Source organism: Terrabacter sp. RAF57, assembly GCF_052113925.1.
Lineage (GTDB): Bacteria > Actinomycetota > Actinomycetes > Actinomycetales > Dermatophilaceae > Terrabacter.
The window spans coordinates 158259-175453 of sequence record NZ_JBFRDT010000011.1 but is presented as its reverse complement, the minus strand read 5'-3'; the positions used below and the strand labels follow the sequence as shown (position 1 = coordinate 175453).

The following is a 17195-nucleotide window of genomic DNA, read 5'->3' as shown; positions in this document are numbered from 1 at the left end:
AGATGGAGGCGGCCCACCGGGTTCGCCGCCGGGGCCGGAGGTGCGGGTCCGACCCCGGCGGTACCTGCGGTGAGCTGTCGGTGTCGGGGGGTGCGACCCCGACAGCCACCGTTGACGGCGCCCTACTGCCGGATCTTGTCGAGCCTCGACGGGGCGCTGGTGCCGATCACCGCTCCTGCGGTGTTGAGCGACTTCACCGTCAGGGGCGCCTGTGCACACGGAGTGGCGTACACGCCACCCAGGTTGCAGGCCGGGGCGGGTGCCCCGACGGCCGTGACGGTGAACGAGCCGGGCGCGACGAGCGAGACCGTGAGGTTCGCAGCACCCAGGGTGGCGGGGTCGAACATCGTGCCCGACTCCGTGAGGTACGGCAGGAGCACCATGCTGCTGACCGTCGTGTCCGTCGACGTCGCGGTCACGATCAGCCGCTGCTTGGACGTCCGGTACTCGACCGGGGTCAGCGTGACGTTCGTCGGCACCGAGGCCGTGACGGTCACCGTGACCGACGTGGCCGGCGAGGACCCGTTGGCGTTCGTCGCCGTGACGCCGAAGGTGTACGTCCCCGCGACGGTGGACGTGAACTTCAGCTGCGACGTGCCCGTGGCCGTTGCCGCCGACGGCGTCTGGCTCAGGGCCGGGTTGGCCGGGCCCGACGTCTGGCTCCACACCCAGGTGGGCGCCGGCAGCGAGCTGCTCGAGGCCGTCAGGGTCACGAGGTTGCCCGCCGTCACCGTCTGGTTCTGGATGGGGGCGATGGTCGGCTTCGGCGCGGCCTGGACGACGATCGTCGTGGCGGCCGAGGCGACGCCGCAGGCGTTCGAGACGGTGAACGTCAGGTGGTAGGTGCCGGCCGCGAGTCCCGTCGCGTTGAACGTCGGGGTCGTGGTGCCGGCACCGGTGAGCGCACCGCCCAGGTTCGTGCCTCCGGCCGAGGTCCCGGCCGTCCACCGGAGCGTGACCGGGGTGGAGGCACCGGCGGTGACGCTGCCGGACAGCGGGATGGTCCCACCGTTGGCGACGGAGTACGGAGCACCGTTGATCGTCGGCACGGCACACACGACGGCCGGTGCCGCCACGCTGCTCGGCCACGGGCTCAGGACGCCTGCCTGGACGCCGGTGAGCGACGAGTACCCGCCGTACGCGAGGAACGGGATCGAGTTGAAGTTGTTCTCCGGCACCGGGGAGCCGGGGACGTTCTCCGGGAAGATGTACTCACCGATCGGGGCGTGGTACTGGCCGTAGTAGATCCCGTTGGCCGCGGTCTTGGCACTCGTGGTGCCGGGGACCTGGCTGCGGGGGTTCGCGTCCAGGGTGCCCGGGACGAACTCGGACAGCCCGTCGACGACGGCGCGGACCTCACGCGTGGGCGGGATGAACTGCCCGGCCGGAGGAGGCGTGCAGGCCTTCTGGGTGGGGACCGTCGCGGTGCACGGCGGCCGGAACCGCCAGCGTCCTCGCACCGCTCCGCCGGGAGGACCGGGGTCGGGCATGATCGTGCCCCACTCACGGTCGCTCGTGGCGCCGGTGGCCGGGTTGACGTCGATGCCGTAGAGACGGACCATCCGGCTCTCGTCCGTGGTCATGCCCTCGAACCTCGTTCGCACGGCTGCCTCACCGGCACCGAAGATCGTCAGGCCACCGGTGCCGAGGATCGACACGTCGACGGACACGTAGGCGGGGTCGACACCCGGCTGGGTGTAGATGCCCAGGCTGGCCACGATGGTGTGGGCGGAGATGTACTGGCCACCGTTGGCGCCACCGTCCTGCACGAGGTTGCCGGCGAACGTCACGTAGTCACCGATCTCGAACGGCGCCTGCTTGCGCGGGTCGGCGCACGTTCCGCGGGCGCACGTGTTGGCGTCGACGTCGGACGGCGCGTCCATCCGGAACATCGTGTATGCCGCGCCCACCGCAGGCAGCGCCGGCTGGGGGGTGATGCCCGAGGTGTCGGTCCCGGTGTAGACGGGCCGGTTGGTCTGCGGGCACTCGGCGTCGTCGTTCGTCGTCGTCGGCGCGGTGCGCGGGATGCACATCGGGAACCCGGTCTCGGCGAGGATCGTCGGGTTGTCCTGGTCGACCTGGAAGCGGTCGTCCGGCGACATCGCACGTCCATAGCGTCCGGACGTCGTCGACCCGGCGATGGCCGGGTCGTTGATCCGCACGCGCGTGCCGGTGCCGGCGACGCCCGGCGTGCCACCGACCTCCATCTCGCCGGTGGAGTAGTTGAGGTAGTTCACGTAGCCGGCCCCGTTGTTGAGGTCCTGCTCGGAGATGTCGACCATGCCGGCGATGTAGCGGTCACCGCTGCCGTTGATGACGCGGTTGCCGACGACGTGCACCTCGTACGTCGTGAGCGGCTTCGGGCTGTCGCCCAGGGCCATGCCGGTCTGCGTGGGGCCGTACGGCGCCGGTGCGTGGGTGAAGAGCTCCTGCCACGTCAGAGCGCTGGCCGGGAGGATGACGATCGTCTCCTTGGGGACGACGACCGTGTGACCGTTCAGCGTCAGCGTGCCACCCGAGTGCGGGTCGGCCGCCGAGTCGAGGGTCGCGGACTGCAGGAAGCCAGTGATGTCGAACTGCGTGCTCGAGGCCACCACGGGGTTGATCGCCGGAGCGACCAGCGGGGTGGCGGCGCCGTGCGCGGCGTTGCTCGCGACCGGGGCCAGGCCCGCCGCGAGTGCGATGGCGGCCGCGGCCGAGAGCAGTCGGCGCCGTCGGACACCGCCTCCCGGGTCGGGTCCGCCGACGTGGCGCTTCGAGAGCGCACCCCCCAGTTGACTAGACATCTCCGTCCTCCATCCATCTCCTGCTGCGTTGACTGGCATTGACATGGGGTGACCGGCCCTGGTCAGGGCTCCGCGACCGATCCCACGGGTCGGGGCGGCACGGTGCCCGGGTGTCGGCTCCCGGGTCCGGGGTGCGCGTGGCGGCGGCATCGCGCCGGCGGGGTCCGTGGACGTCGGTGACGGTCAAGCCGGTCGGGCCAGCACAGCGGCGAGCGGTCGCCGGTCGATCCGTTGCCGGACGAGCGTCACATCGACTCATCACGATCCCCCCTCAAGGACTTGCGTCCATCGTGGGAGCGTCGACACCGAGGGGCATGCGCCACGGTGGGGGGTGACACTCCCCGAGAATTGGGGGGCGACGGTCTGGGGTTATCCCGACGGGCGACACCCGGAAGTGCTACGCGCGACGCCGGGCGAGGTCACGGTCCGGGATGCGACGAGGGCGGCTCCGACCGTCAGGTCGGGGCCGCCCTCGTCGGGTCGTCCGGTCTCAGCGGGTCACTCCCACTCGATGGTGCCCGGCGGCTTGCTCGTGACGTCGAGGACGACGCGGTTGACCTCTTCGACCTCGTTGGTGATGCGGGTCGAGATCGTCGCGAGCACGTCGTAGGGCACCCGGGCCCAGTCGGCCGTCATGGCGTCCTCCGACGCCACGGGGCGCAGCACGACGGGGTGGCCGTAGGTACGGCCGTCACCCTGGACGCCGACCGAACGGACGTCGGCGAGGAGCACGACCGGGCACTGCCAGATGTCGCGGTCGAGGCCCGCCCGCGTCAGCTCCTCGCGGGCGATGGCGTCGGCGCGGCGCAGGATCGCGAGGCGCTCGGCGTCGACGGCGCCGATGATCCGGATGCCGAGGCCGGGGCCGGGGAACGGCTGGCGCCACACGATGACCTCGGGCACGCCCAGCTCGAGACCGACCTGCCGCACCTCGTCCTTGAAGAGGGTGCGGAGCGGCTCGATGAGCGAGAACTGGAGGTCGTCGGGCAGGCCGCCGACGTTGTGGTGGCTCTTGATGTTGGCCGCCCCCTCGCCGCCGCCGGACTCGACGACGTCGGGGTAGAGCGTGCCCTGGACGAGCCACTTGACGGGGTGCTCCTCGTCGCCGCGGTCGTGCACGACGTCGCGCGCGGCCTGCTCGAAGACGCGGATGAACTGCTCGCCGATGATCTTGCGCTTCGTCTCGGGGTCGGTGACCCCGGCGAGCGCCTCGAGGAAGCGCTCACGGGCGTCGACGACGACGAGGTCGACACCGGTGGCCTGGACGAAGTCCTGCTCGACCTGCTCGGCCTCGCCCTCACGGAGGAGCCCGTGGTCGACGAAGACGCAGGTCAGCTGGTCGCCGACGGCCTTCTGCACCAAGGCTGCCGCGACGGAGGAGTCGACTCCGCCGGACAGGGCGCAGAGGACGCGGTCCTCGCCGACCTGCTCGCGGATCGTCGACACGAGGTCGTCGACGACGTGACCGGGCGTCCAGTCGGGTGCGATGCCCGCGCCCTTCCAGAGGAAGTTCTCGAGGACGCGCTGGCCCTGCTCGGAGTGGAGCACCTCGGGGTGCCACTGGACGCCGTAGAGGCGTCGGTCGTCGTCCTCGAAGGCGGCGACCGGCGTGCCCGCGGTCGTGGCCGTGACCGCGAAACCCTCGGGAGCGGCGCTGACGGAGTCACCGTGCGACATCCAGACGGTCTGGCTCGGCGGCTGGCCGGCGAAGAGCGTCGACTCGACGTCGCTGATCGCGGCGTCGGTCTTGCCGTACTCACGCGCTCCGGTGCGGGCCACGGTGCCGCCGAGAGCCTGGGCCATCGACTGGAAGCCGTAGCACATGCCGAAGACCGGGACACCGGCCTCGAGCAGCGCCGGGTCGAGGCGCGGGGCGCCGTCCTCGTAGACCGAGCTCGGGCCGCCGGACAGGATGATCGCGGCCGGCTCCTTGGCGAGCAGGTCGGCCACGGCCATCGAGTGGGGCACGACCTCGCTGTAGACCTGCGCCTCACGGACGCGCCGCGCGATCAGCTGGGCGTACTGGGCGCCGAAGTCGACGACGAGGACGGGGTGGCTCTGGAGGTCGGTCGGCTCGTTCGGCACGGCGTCAGTCACGCGCCAAGACTATCGGCCCGCTGAGGGCTCCTCCGACGACGTCCCGTCGCCCGCGACGTAGGCGCGCGCGAGCAGCGCCTCGGTCTGGACGGTGTTGCGCCGCTCGGCGATCCACGGGACCACCGGAACGAAGCCGGCGAGGAGGTTCTTGACGATGCGCACCGGGCCCCACGCGGCCTTGAGGCCGAGGTTGGCGACCGACACGGCATACGCGAAGTAGATGATCCCGTGGATCGGGCTCCAGTACTCCGTGAGGACGTTCGTCTGCTTGAAGACGTACTTCATGACCATCTCGAGGATGAGCACGAAGAGGGCGATGCCGGCGACCGTCGCGAGGACCCGGTAGATCGACAGCGCCGACCGGATCTGTTGCGGCTTGGCCAGGGTCTGGGGGTACGTGCTCACGTGGTCGCGCCTTCTCTCCGTGCAGCGACGGGCTCGTCCGCCTGCTGCTCTGCTCGGAACATCTTCCACCACATCCAGATCGCGAAGATCCCGAAGACCCACCACTGGACCGCGTAGGCCGCGTTGCGCAGGTTGAGCGGGGCATCGAGCGGGGGCGGCGGGACGCGGCTCAGACCGGCGGCCGCGAGCGGGGTGCCCACCGTGCGCCCGGCGGACTCCGCCGACGCCAGCACGACGACGTTGTAGAGGTCGCCGGGCCACTCGTTGACGAGCGAGGCGAGGTCGACCGAGCGCACCTGCGGCGCGGGCAGCGGGGCGCCGTCGCGAGGCGACTCCCCCGGGCCCAGCGTGCCCGTCACCGTGACGACACCGGTGGGGGGCGCCGGCACGGACGCCGGCGTGCCGTCGACGAAGCCGCGCAGCACCGGGACGGTGCCGGCCGCGGTCTCGAGCGGCGTCACGACCCACGAGCCGACCCGGCCGTCGAGCCGACGGTCGACGACGAGCAGGCTGCGCCCAGCGGCATACGTCCCCGTCACGGTGACGGCGCGGTTGGAGTAGTCGCTCTTGAAGTCGCTGTGCGGCGCGGTCACCTGCTCGAGGGGCGCACGCTCGAGCGTCGACGCTGCGGCCACGGCGTCCTGGCGACCGGAGTCGCGGGCCACGCCGAGCTGCCACAGGCCGAGCAGGACGCAGGCGGCGACGACGACGGCCAGGGCGGCGAGCATGCCGACCCAGCGAGGGGTGAGCAGGCGCCGGAACACGCCCCAAGGGTAGGTCACCTTCCCGGCTCGGACCTGACCCGGGGCGTCCATCCGTGCCAGACTCCTGCGCCATGTCCTCGTTGCGCCGACGCCGAGCAGGTATGCCGGGAGTCGCGGTCGTCGTCCCCGCCATCCTCGCCGTGGCGTCCCTGCTCGCCTCGTGCGGCGCCACCGACATCCCGACGCCGCGACGCACGGTCACCGTCACCGTCGACGCGCCGAGCACGGCGCCGGCCGGCACGCCGGCAGCGACGACGACCCAGGTGGCGACCAGCGCGCCGACGTCGACGGATGTCCCGACGGCCCTCGCGGTCGGCAGGCTGCGCGGCGCACCCAGGTCGTTCGACGAGGCCAAGGCGCGCCTCGACGCCGCCCGCCCCGCGGCCTCCGTGAGCGACCGCTTCCGCAGCCCGAGCGGCAACATCGTGTGCCGCCGCAGCACCGACTCCGGCCTGGCCGCGTGCGAGGTGGAGAAGGGTCGGATCGACCCACCGCTGCCCTCGATCTGCCCGGCCGGTGGACCGTCGGACATCGGCCGCATCGAGCTCGGACCGAAGGGCGCGCTGCCGGTGTGCAACTCCGACACGATCCGCACGGGCGGCGAGCCCGAGCTCGGCTACGGCTCACGCACCCCACCGTCAGGGACGACCGCCTGTCTCAGCGAGAGCTTCGGCGTGACGTGCATCGACGAGTCGAGCCGGCACGGCTTCTTCCTGGCCCGCGACACGTTCACCACCTTCTGAGGCGCCGACGCCCAGAAGGCACAAGCGGGCGCAGACGTCGACGAACGCGTACCGACCTCACGAACGGACGTCACGACGGGACGTCCCGGCGACGCGGTTCGGAGCGGTCCTGATCCGCAGCTGACGGGGAGGGCCCCGCCGACCAGTGGTCGGCGGGGTCCTTCGCTGCACCTAGGATTGGGTCACGACCGACGCAGAACTGGACCGAGCTCGACACACCCGACGACCGAGGGGCCGCCGTGGCGCAACTGTTGCTCCTGCACCTGCTCGCCGCCGCCCTCGCGCCGTGGCTGGCCAAGGCCCTGCGCACGAAGGCCTTCCCCGTCCTCGCGCTCGCCCCCGCCGTGTCGTTCGTCTGGCTCGTCTCCGTCTCGAACGACGTCCGCGCGGGCAACCTTCCGACCCAACGGATCTCGTGGGTCCCCGGTCTCGGGATCGATCTCGACTTCCGGGTCACGACGCTCTCGTGGGTGCTCGGCCTTCTCGTCACCGGCGTCGGCGCGCTCGTCCTGCTCTACTGCACGTGGTACTTCACGGACCGCGATCCGACGCTGTGGCGCTTCACCTCGGTGTTCACGGCCTTTGCCGGCGCCATGCTCGGCCTCGTCCTCACCGACAACCTTCTCGTGCTCTACGTGTTCTGGGAGCTGACGACGGTCTTCTCCTACCTGCTCATCGGCCACAACCCGGCGAGCTCGACCAACCGGCGCGCGGCGATGCAGGCGCTCATCGTCACGACGTTCGGCGGCCTCGCGATGCTCGTCGGCATCATCATCCTCGGGGTCCACCACACCTACTCGATCTCGGCGCTGATCGCCGACCCACCGCCTCTCGACACCCTCACCGTGACCGCCGTCGTGCTGCTGCTCGTCGGCGCCCTGTCGAAGTCGGCGCTCGTGCCATTCCACTTCTGGCTGCCCGGCGCGATGGCCGCACCCACTCCGGTCAGCGCCTACCTCCACGCAGCCGCGATGGTCAAGGCCGGCATCTACCTCGTCGCCCTGCTCGCCCCGGCCTTCGCCGGCGCCCCCGCCTGGCACGCCCTGACCGTGGGCCTCGGCCTCTTCACGATGCTCGTCGGCGGGTGGCGTGCCCTGCGCCAGCACGACATCAAGCTGCTCCTCGCCTACGGCACCGTGAGCCAGCTCGGCTTCATCGTCGCCATCGCCGGTCTCGGCACCAAGGCGTCCGCGCTCTCGGCGCTGGCCCTCGTCATCGCGCACGCCCTCTTCAAGTCGACGCTCTTCCTCACCGTCGGGGTCGTCGACAAGTGCACCGGCACCCGCGACCTGCGCGAGCTGTCCGGCGTCGGGCGTCGGCTGCTCCCGGTCGCCGTGCCGGCGACGTTCGCCGGTCTCTCGATGGCCGGCATCGTGCCGCTGGCCGGGTTCGTGTCCAAGGAGAGCGCGCTCGAGTCGCTATGGGAGGACGTCCAGACCTCCGCGCCGCTCCCGGCTCCGTGGAGCTGGCTGACGATCATCGGGGTCGTCGCCGGGTCGGCGCTGACCGTCGCCTACACGGCGCGCTTCCTCTGGGGCACCTTCGCCACCAAGCCCGGCGTCGCCCCGACGCCCGTCAAGGCCGCCCACCCCGGCTTCGTCCTCGCACCGGTGCTGCTCGGCGTGGCGTGCCTGCTCGTCGGCCTCCTGTCGCCACTCGAGTCCCCGTGGCTGCTCCCGTATGCCGTGGGCTTCCCCGTCGGGGCCGAGCCGCAGTCGCTCGCCCTGTGGCACGGCCTGACGGTGCCGCTGATGCTCTCGCTCGTGTCGGTGGCCGTCGGCCTCGTCCTCTTCGCCCAGCGCGACCTCGTCGCCCGGGTGCAGTCCGGCGTTCCGTCGCTCGTCGACGGCGAGCGCGGCTTCGCCCGCACGCTGCGGTGGGTCGACCGCGGGGCGGTCGAGACGACCGCCGTGACCCAACGCGGCTCGCTCCCGATCTACCTCGCCGGCATCCTCATCGTCTTCGTCGCCCTGCCGGGTCTCGCGGCCGTGACCCGCGGCACGGTCCCGGACGTCCGGCTCTGGGACAACCCCGGGCAGGCCGTGGTCGGGGTCGTCGTCGTGACCGCCGCGGTGCTCGTGCTCGTGACCCGCCGCCGGCTCACGGCGGTCATGCTCGTCGGCGCGACCGGCTACGGCGTCTCGCTGCTCTTCATCCTCCACGGGGCTCCCGACCTCGCGATCACCCAGATGCTCGTCGAGACGGTGGCGCTCGTCGTCTTCGTTCTCGCGCTGCGCCGCCTGCCGACGAAGTTCACCCGCCACCCCCACTCGCCTTCGCGCACGTGGCGCATCGCGCTCGGTGTGGCCGTCGGAGCCTCCGTCGGAGCCATCGCGCTGGTGGCCTCCGGGGGCCGCACCGCCGTGCCCGTGTCGGCCGGGTTCCCCACGGAGGCCTATGCGTTCGGCCACGGCAAGAACATCGTCAACGTCACGCTCGTCGACATCCGCGCCTGGGACACCCTCGGCGAGGTGTCGGTCCTCGTGGCCGCCGCGACCGGCATCGCCAGCCTCATCTTCGTCCGCACCCGCAACACCCGGCTCTCCCGGGCGACCTCGAAGTCGTTGCCGTCGACCAATGCCAGCCGCGGCACGTGGCTGCACGGGGGGCGGACGATGCGCAAGGAGAAGCGCTCGGTCATCTTCGAGGTCGTGACGAGGCTCGTCTTCCACATCATGCTCGCGGCCTCGCTCTTCCTCCTCTTCGCCGGCCACAACCAGCCCGGTGGCGGTTTCGCCGGAGGGCTCGTCGCGGGACTCGCGCTCGTCGTGCGCTACCTCGCGGGTGGCCGCTACGAGCTCGACGAGGCCGCGCCGTTCGACGCCGGACTGCTCGTCGGCCTGGGCCTGCTCGTCGCGGTCGGCTCCGCGCTCGCCCCGCTCGCGTTCGGCGGGACGATCCTCGAGACGACGGCCGTCGACTTCACGCTCCCGCCGTGGGGCGAGGTGCACCTCGTGACGTCGCTCGTCTTCGACATCGGCGTCTACCTCATCGTCGTCGGCATGATGCTCGACATCGTCCGCAGCCTCGGCACCGGCATCGACCGTCAGATCGCCGAGGAGGAGGCCGCGGAGACCGAGGAGACGGATGCCTCCGCGGGCGGCCAGGCGGAGGTGGCCCGCCCATGACGACGCTCGCTCCCGCACTCATCGAGTCGACGCTCCAGCCCAACATCACGCTCGTCCTCGTCACCGTCGGGCTCGTCGCCGCCGGCACGGCACTCGCGCTCGACCGCAGCCTCGTGCGCGTCCTGCTCGGCATGGTGCTCATCGGCAACGGCATCGCCGTGCTCTACCTCGTCATCAGCGGACGCGCCGGGCGCGCACCGTTCGTCGGCGAGGACCCCGCGGCGATCAGCGACCCGCTGCCACAGGCCATGGTGCTGACGGCGATCGTCATCTCCCTCGCGACCATCGGCTTCCTGCTCGCCCTGTCCTACCGGCTGTGGCAGATCTCGGGCACCGACGACGTGCCCGACGACGCCGAGGACGCCCGCATCCAGCGCCTCGCCCTCGAGGACCAGACGTCGTCGACCTACGACCCGTCCGAGGAGTCGACGACGACGTCGGACGAGCTCGCGGACGGCGACGGGAGCCCCCGCCCATGAACCTCACCGACATCGCCGTGCCCAACCTCGTGCCGCTGCCCGTGCTGCTCCCGCTCCTCGGCGCGGCCCTGACCCTCGCCTTCCGCCGGTCCCCGCGCCTGCAGCGGAGCGTCAGCATCGCCGTGCTCGCCGCCGTCGTCGCGGTCGCCGGCGTCCTCGTGTGGCAGACCGACGCCAACGGCCCGCAGGTGCTGTGGCTCGGCGCTTGGCAGGAGCCCCTCGGCATCTCGCTCGTCGCAGACCGCCTCAGCGCCCTCATGCTCCTCGTCTCGGGCATCGTCACGCTGCTCGTGCTCGTCTTCGCCATCGGGCAGGGCCAGGCCGACAGCGACGACGAGAGGGAGAGCGAGACCCCGCTCACGATCTTCCACCCGACCTACCTCGTGCTCTCGGCCGGCGTCGCCAACGCGTTCCTCGCCGGAGACCTCTTCAACCTCTTCGTCGGCTTCGAGATCCTCCTCTTCAGCTCGTACGTCCTCATCACGCTCGGCGGCTCGGCCGCGCGCATCCACGCGGGCACGACGTACGTCGTCGTCAGCCTGCTCAGCTCCGCGCTCTTCCTCGTCGCCATCGCCGCCGCGTATGCCGCGACCGGCACCGTCAACCTCGCCCAGCTGGCGATCCGCATCGGCGACCTCGCCCCCGGCGTCGCGCTCGTGCTCCAGCTCTCGCTGCTCACGGCGTTCGCCATCAAGGCCGCCGTCTTCCCGATGTCGGCGTGGCTGCCCGACAGCTACCCGACCGCGCCGGCGCCGGTCACGGCCGTCTTCGCCGGCCTGCTGACGAAGGTCGGCGTCTACGCGATCATCCGCACCCAGACGCTGCTCTTCCCGGACTCGCCGTTGCAGGGACTGCTCATGTGGGCCGCGCTGCTCACCATGGTCATCGGCATCCTCGGCGCCGTGTCCCAGTCGGGCCTCAAGAGGATCCTGTCGTTCACGCTCGTCAGCCACATCGGCTACATGATCTTCGGCATCGCGCTGGCGACGCCCGAGGGCACCGCCGGTGCGATCTTCTACGTCGCGCACCACATCACGATCCAGACGGCGCTCTTCCTCATCACCGGCCTCGTCGAACGTCTCGCCGGCACGACGTCGCTCGACCGTCTCGGCGGCCTCGCCGTCGCTTCCCCCGTGCTCGCGACCCTCTTCTTCGTCTCGGCGATGAACCTCTCGGGCATCCCGCCGCTCTCCGGCTTCCTCGCCAAGGTCGGGCTGCTCAACGCCGGGATCGAGCTCGGCACCCCGCTCGCCTGGTTGCTCGTCGTCGGCGGCGTCGTCACGAGCCTGCTCACCCTCTACGCCCTGACCAAGGTCTGGAGCCAGGCGTTCTGGCGCACGCTCGCCGACGCCCCGCGCTCGACCGAGACGGCAGCCACCATCGAGGCGGGCACCCGCGACGTCGAGCCGGGCGCCGACCCCGCCGGCACCGTCCTCGTCGACACCGTCCGCGTCGACACCGGCCCCCGAGCGCTGCCCCGCACCATGCTCGGAGCCACCGCCGCCATGACGGTCGTCGGGCTGCTCATCACCGTCGTCGCCGGACCGCTCTTCGCCTACACCCAGCGTGCGGCCACCGACCTCATGAGCCGCGAGCCCTACATCACGAGCGTCCTTCCCGTGGAGGTCCGCCGATGACCGACATCAGGACGGCCACGGCCCCGCGCGAGCCCGAGTCGCCGCGCCGTCGGCGGCGGGTGCTGCAACCGCGTGCCGTTGCGACGATCGCCCTCGCCTGGGTGCTGCTGTGGGACCGCCTCACGTGGGGCAACGTCGTCAACGGCGTCCTCGTCGGCCTGCTCGTGACGTATGCGTTCCCACTCCCCTCGATCGAGTTCCAGGGGCGGCTGCGACCGCACCGCGTGCTCCTGCTCATCGCGCACTTCCTCGTCGACCTCGTCGGCGCCTCGTGGCAGGTCATGCGGCTCGCCTTCGGGCGTCGGCGCCTGCGCAACGCCGTCATCGAGGTGCAGCTGCGCTCGCGATCGGACTTCTACCTCACCCTGACCGCCGAGCTCGTGGCCCTCGTGCCCGGCTCGGTCGTCGTCGACGCCCGGCGCTCGACGTCGGTGCTCTACCTGCACCTGCTCGACGTCAGGGGCGAAAGCGCCATCGAGGCACAGCGGGCCCACGTCCTCGCGATCGAGCGGCGCGTCGTCCGAGCCCTCGGGTCCCGTGAGGAGATCGCGGCGCTCGAGGCGGGCGGTCCGCGGCCGGTGGCAACCGGCTCGGCGAGCGCCCCTCGGGGTGCAGGCGACCACCTCGACGCCACCGAGGGCCCGGACCTCGACGACACCAGCCCCCGCGACGGGGAGGAGCGCCCGTGACCATCGTCCTCGGCATCTCGCTCGCCATGCTCGGCGCCGCGGCGGCGCTCGTCCTCGTGCGCCTCTTCCGTGGCCCGAGCAACCTCGACCGCATCATCGCCGCCGAGATCCTCCTCGTCATCGTCATCGCCGGTGTCGCGCTCGAGTCGGCCCGCCAGCGGACCACGACCTACCTGCCGCTGCTCATGATCCTCGGCCTCGTCGGCTTCGTCGGCGGCGTCGCCGTCACCCGCTTCATGTCCCGTGACTCCGACGAGCACGACGCCGTCGAGGTGGACCACCCGGAGCCACGACAGCAGCCCGAGGGGTGGGAGCAGTCATGACGTGGTCGTCCGCCCTCGACGTCGCCGGAGCCGTGTGCCTCCTGCTCGGCTCGTTCCTCTGCATGGCCGGGGCCGTCGGCCTCATCCGCTTCCCCGACACGCTCTCCCGCCTGCACGCGGCGACGAAGCCGCAGACCCTCGGCCTCATCCTCATCCTCGCCGGGCTCGCCCTGACGCTACGCACGTGGGCGGCGGTCACGACGCTCGTCCTGCTCGCCGCGACGCAGTTCTTCACCTCCCCGGTGTCCGCACACCTCGTCGCCCGGGCGGCCTACCGCAACCGCCTCGTCGACCCCGAGACCCTCGAGGTCGACGAGCTGTCCGAGGCCCTTGACCGCTCGGGTCAGGACCCCGCGCCCTGACCTCGAGGCGGCCACACGGCATACGCCCTCGTGGTTGACCTCAAGCATGCTTGAGCTCCTACGGTCGGCCCCGTGACCGTGACGAAAAATGGCATGAGGCATACCCGCGCCGAACGTACGATGAACCAAGTGATCTCGCTGCCCCACGCCGACCCCGGCACTCCCGACCTGACCAGCCCGACGGCCTACCTCCGCTGGGTCGGCAAGGGCCAGTGGCGCACCCTCGTCGTCGCCATCGCCTTCGGCATCGTGTGGCTCGTCAGCCAGGCACTCTTCCCCGCCGCGATGGGCAAGGCCATCGACGAGGGCATCATCGGTGGCGACCCAGGCTCACTCCTGCAGTGGTGCGGCATCCTCATCGGTCTCGTGACCATCAGCGCCCTGTCCGGCGCGATGCGGCACAAGTACGCCGTCGCCAACTGGATGCAGGGCGCCTTCCGCTCGGCCCAGCTCATCGGTCACAAGGCGGCTGACACCGGTGAGGCCCTGTCGCGCTCGGTCCCGACCGGCGACGTCGTCGCGACGGTCAGCTCCGACGCGATGCGCATCGGTGGGCTCTACGACGTGTCAGCCCGATTCGCCGGCGCCGTCGTGTCCTACGTCGTCGTCGCGCTCATCCTGCTCGGCGCCTCGACCCCACTCGGCCTCGTCGTCCTCATCGGCGTCCCGGTGCTCGTCGCCTGCCTCACCTTCATCGTCCGCCCGCTCCAGGCGCGCCAGCTCGCCCAGCGCGAGGAGTCCGGCAAGCTCATCGGGCTCGGCGCCGACACCGTCGCCGGGCTGCGGGTGCTGCGCGGCATCGGCGGCGAGCACACGTTCCTGAGCAGGTATGCCGTCCAGTCGCAGTCCGTGCGCCAGGTGGGCAACCGGGTGGCCGGCTACCAGGCAGCGCTCGACGCCGCACAGGTGCTGCTGCCCGGGCTCTTCGTCCTCGTCGTCGTGTGGCTCGGGGCACGCTTCGCCATCGCCGGCGAGATCACGGCCGGGCAGCTCGTCGCCTTCTACGGCTACACCGCCTTCCTCGTCATCCCGCTCCGCACGGCGACCGAGATGGTCGACCGGGCGACCCGCGCCCACATCGGTGCCCGCAAGCTGACGAAGATCCTGCGCATCCAGCCCGACCACGTCGAGACGCCGGACGCCCAGCCGCTGCCCACCGGGCCCGCCCGCCTCTACGACCCGCGCAGCGGCGTCACCATCGAGCCCGGCCGGTTCACCGTCGTGGTGTCTGCGCGCCCGGAGGAGTCCGCGGCCCTCGCCGACCGACTCGGCCGCTTCGGTGTCGGAGAGACGGACGTTCGGCTCGACGGCACGCGCCTCGCCGACGCCTCGCTGGCCGAGGTGCGCCGCCGGGTCGTCGTGTCCGAGACCGACCCCCGCCTCTTCACCGGCACGCTGCGCGACGAGCTCGACCCGTGGGGTGACCACGACGACGCCTCGATCCTCGACGCCCTGTCGGTGGCGAGCGGCGACGACGTGCTCGAGGCGCTGCCCGGCGGCCTCGACAACGAGGTCGAGGAGCGCGGCCGGGCCTTCTCCGGCGGCCAGCGCCAGCGGCTCGCCCTGACCCGCGCCCTCCTCACCCAGGCCGACACCCTCGTGCTCGTCGAGCCGACGAGCGCCGTCGACGCCCACACCGAGGCCCGCATCGCCGGTCGCCTCACCGCGGCGCGCGCCGGACGCACGACGGTCGTCATGTCGGCCAGCCCGCTCATCCTCGACCAGGCCGACCACGTCGTCTTCCTGCGCGAGGGCAAGGTCGCCGCATCCGGCACCCACGGTCGTCTCATGGCCGACGAACCCGCCTACCGACGCACCGTCGTCCGAGGAGAGGAGGACTGATGTCGCTGACACCAGCGCCGTCCACGCGCACCCTTCCCGTGGCCGACATGGACTCGGTCAAGGACCACACCCGCGGCCTGCTCCGCCGCCACCGCGGCAGCCTGCTCACGGTCATCGGCCTGCATGCCGTCGCCGCGTGCGCCGCCCTCGTGGCGCCCCGCGTCATCGGCCTGCTCGTCGACGAGATCAGCCACGGCCGGTCGCTCGAGGTCGTCAACCGGCTCGCCCTCTGGATCGCCGGCGCTGTCGTCGTCCAGACCGTCGTCACGTGGTTCGCCCGGCGCGCCTCGTTCGTCATGGGCGAGACGATCTTCGCCGAGCTGCGCGAGCAGTTCATGGGGCGCGTCGTCGAGCTCCCCCTGTCGACCGTCGAGCGCGCCGGCACCGGCGACCTCGTCTCGCGCACGACGAACGACGTCGAGGCACTCTCGCACGTCATCCGCTTCGGCATCCCGTCGATCTTCGTCGGCGCCGTCACGACGACGATCACGGTCGTCGCGGCCTTCCTCACCGGCTGGCAGGTGGCGCTCGCCATCGTCGTCGGCGTGCCGATCCTCGTGCTCTCGACGCGCCGCTACCTGCGGTACGCGCCCGACGGCTACCTGCGCGAGCGCGCGACGTACGCCGTGCTCAACGGTGTCGTCACCGAGTCGGCCGACGGCGCCCGCACCGTCGACGCCCTCGGCCTGCGCAGCCGCCGGCGGCAGCGCATGGACGACGCCCTGCACGACTGCTATGACGCCGAGCTCTACACGCTGAAGCTGCGGATGCGGTGGTTCCCCTCCGTCGAGTTCGCCTTCTTCGCTCCCGTCGCCGTCACCCTCCTCTGGGGCGGCTACCTCATCTCGCGCGACGTCGCGACGGCCGGCACCGTCACGGCGGTGGCCCTCTACGTCCAGCAGATGGCCGGGCCGCTCGACGAGCTCATCTCGTGGCTCGACGAGATTCAGGTCGGTGCGACCTCGCTCGCCCGCGTCATCGGCATCGCCGACGTCCCGGCCGACCGCGCCGCGACGGGCGAGGAGCCGGAGGACGACCACCTCGAGGTCGAGGACGTCCACTACTCCTACCGCGCGGGTCGTGACGTGCTGCGTGGCGTCTCGCTCGACCTCCAGCCCGGCGAGCGCCTCGCCATCGTCGGTCCCTCCGGAGCAGGCAAGTCGACGCTCGGGCGGCTCATGGCCGGGATCGACGGCCCGCGCCAGGGCCGCGTCGACGTCGGCGGGGTCCGCCTCGTCGACCTCGAGCTCGCCCAGCTGCGCGGCCAGGTCGCGCTCGTGACGCAGGAGCACCACGTCTTCGTCGGCTCGCTCGAGGACAACCTGCGTCTCGCCCGCCCCGAGGCCTCGCGCGAGCAGCTGCTCGAGGCCCTCGCGGCCGTCGACGCGCGCAGCTGGGCGCTCGAGCTGCCCGACGGGCTCGACACCGTCGTCGGCTCCGGTGGCCACCGGCTCACCGAACCGCAGGCGCAGCAGCTCGCCCTCGCACGGCTCGTCCTCGCCGACCCCCACACACTGGTCCTCGACGAGGCGACCTCGCTGCTCGACCCGCGTGCAGCCCGCCACCTCGAACGATCGCTCGCCGCGGTCGTCGACGGCCGCACCGTGGTCGCCATCGCGCACCGGCTCATGACCGCGCACGACGCCGACCGCGTGTGCGTCGTCGAGGACGGACGGATCAGCGAGATCGGCTCGCACGACGAGCTGCTCGAGGCCGACGGGGCGTATGCCGCCCTGTGGCGCTCATGGCGCGACGAGCCGCAGCCCGCCCGCTGACAGCCGCTGGGACGAGCCGGCACCAGACCGCACCAGGCGGCACCGCATGACGACGGGGCCACTCGACGACCACGTCGAGTGGCCCCGTCGTCACTGCGTCCGGGAAGCGGTCTCGACAACTTCCGCAAATAAACGACAGAAGCCGTAACCCCCCTCGGCCTGCGT

General features: G+C 71.8%; 13 protein-coding genes. 9 read left to right on the top strand and 4 right to left on the bottom strand.

The annotated features are described in order from the left end of the window. Nucleotides 1-122: 122 nt before the first annotated feature. From AB4Y83_RS14070 to AB4Y83_RS14055, 4 genes are all read right to left on the bottom strand, one after another. Complete coding sequence (locus AB4Y83_RS14070; RefSeq protein ID WP_442297257.1) at nt 123-2786, bottom strand: PKD domain-containing protein; 2664 nt, start codon at nt 2784-2786, stop codon at nt 123-125. A 498-nt stretch (nt 2787-3284) separates the two neighbouring features. Beyond that, complete coding sequence (guaA, locus tag AB4Y83_RS14065) at nt 3285-4883, bottom strand: glutamine-hydrolyzing GMP synthase (RefSeq protein WP_056826788.1); 1599 nt, start codon at nt 4881-4883, stop codon at nt 3285-3287. A 9-nt stretch (nt 4884-4892) separates the two neighbouring features. Next, on the bottom strand, nt 4893-5288 hold the full coding sequence (locus tag AB4Y83_RS14060; protein ID WP_442297256.1) for a DUF3817 domain-containing protein: 396 nt from the start codon (nt 5286-5288) through the stop codon (nt 4893-4895). Next, complete coding sequence (locus AB4Y83_RS14055) at nt 5285-6052, bottom strand: SURF1 family protein (protein ID WP_442297255.1); 768 nt, start codon at nt 6050-6052, stop codon at nt 5285-5287. The genes AB4Y83_RS14060 and AB4Y83_RS14055 overlap by 4 nt, the downstream gene beginning before the upstream one ends. Nucleotides 6053-6123: 71 nt before the next feature. Between AB4Y83_RS14055 and AB4Y83_RS14050 the strand changes: the two genes are divergently transcribed. The 9 genes from AB4Y83_RS14050 to AB4Y83_RS14010 all read left to right on the top strand — a co-directional run bounded on the left by AB4Y83_RS14050 (nt 6124) and on the right by AB4Y83_RS14010 (nt 17030). Beyond that, nucleotides 6124-6795 carry a hypothetical protein gene (locus tag AB4Y83_RS14050; RefSeq protein ID WP_442297254.1) on the top strand — a complete coding sequence of 224 codons (672 nt, stop codon included), beginning with the start codon at nt 6124-6126 and terminating at the stop codon, nt 6793-6795. A 239-nt stretch (nt 6796-7034) separates the two neighbouring features. After that, complete coding sequence (locus AB4Y83_RS14045; RefSeq protein ID WP_442273892.1) at nt 7035-9923, top strand: Na+/H+ antiporter subunit A; 2889 nt, start codon at nt 7035-7037, stop codon at nt 9921-9923. Beyond that, complete coding sequence (locus AB4Y83_RS14040; protein WP_442273891.1) at nt 9920-10402, top strand: Na(+)/H(+) antiporter subunit C; 483 nt, start codon at nt 9920-9922, stop codon at nt 10400-10402. The genes AB4Y83_RS14045 and AB4Y83_RS14040 overlap by 4 nt, the downstream gene beginning before the upstream one ends. After that, nucleotides 10399-12039 carry a Na+/H+ antiporter subunit D gene (locus AB4Y83_RS14035; RefSeq protein WP_442273890.1) on the top strand — a complete coding sequence of 547 codons (1641 nt, stop codon included), beginning with the start codon at nt 10399-10401 and terminating at the stop codon, nt 12037-12039. The genes AB4Y83_RS14040 and AB4Y83_RS14035 overlap by 4 nt, the downstream gene beginning before the upstream one ends. Beyond that, nucleotides 12036-12728, top strand: a complete 693-nt coding sequence (locus AB4Y83_RS14030) for a Na+/H+ antiporter subunit E (RefSeq protein ID WP_442273889.1) — start codon at nt 12036-12038, stop codon at nt 12726-12728. The genes AB4Y83_RS14035 and AB4Y83_RS14030 overlap by 4 nt, the downstream gene beginning before the upstream one ends. After that, nucleotides 12725-13051 (top strand): monovalent cation/H+ antiporter complex subunit F, encoded by a 327-nt coding sequence (locus AB4Y83_RS14025; RefSeq protein ID WP_442297253.1) that lies wholly within the window; start codon nt 12725-12727, stop codon nt 13049-13051. Before AB4Y83_RS14030 ends, AB4Y83_RS14025 begins: the two co-directional genes overlap by 4 nt. Next, nucleotides 13048-13413, top strand: coding sequence for a monovalent cation/H(+) antiporter subunit G (gene mnhG, locus AB4Y83_RS14020; RefSeq protein ID WP_442273887.1), 366 nt, complete (start codon nt 13048-13050; stop codon nt 13411-13413). The genes AB4Y83_RS14025 and mnhG overlap by 4 nt, the downstream gene beginning before the upstream one ends. Before the next feature lie 129 nt (nt 13414-13542). After that, a complete protein-coding gene (locus AB4Y83_RS14015; RefSeq protein ID WP_442297252.1) occupies nt 13543-15255 on the top strand; it encodes an ABC transporter ATP-binding protein in 1713 nt (570 codons plus the stop codon). Next, nucleotides 15255-17030 (top strand): ABC transporter ATP-binding protein, encoded by a 1776-nt coding sequence (locus AB4Y83_RS14010; RefSeq protein WP_442273885.1) that lies wholly within the window; start codon nt 15255-15257, stop codon nt 17028-17030. The genes AB4Y83_RS14015 and AB4Y83_RS14010 overlap by 1 nt, the downstream gene beginning before the upstream one ends. Nucleotides 17031-17195 lie beyond the last annotated feature (165 nt).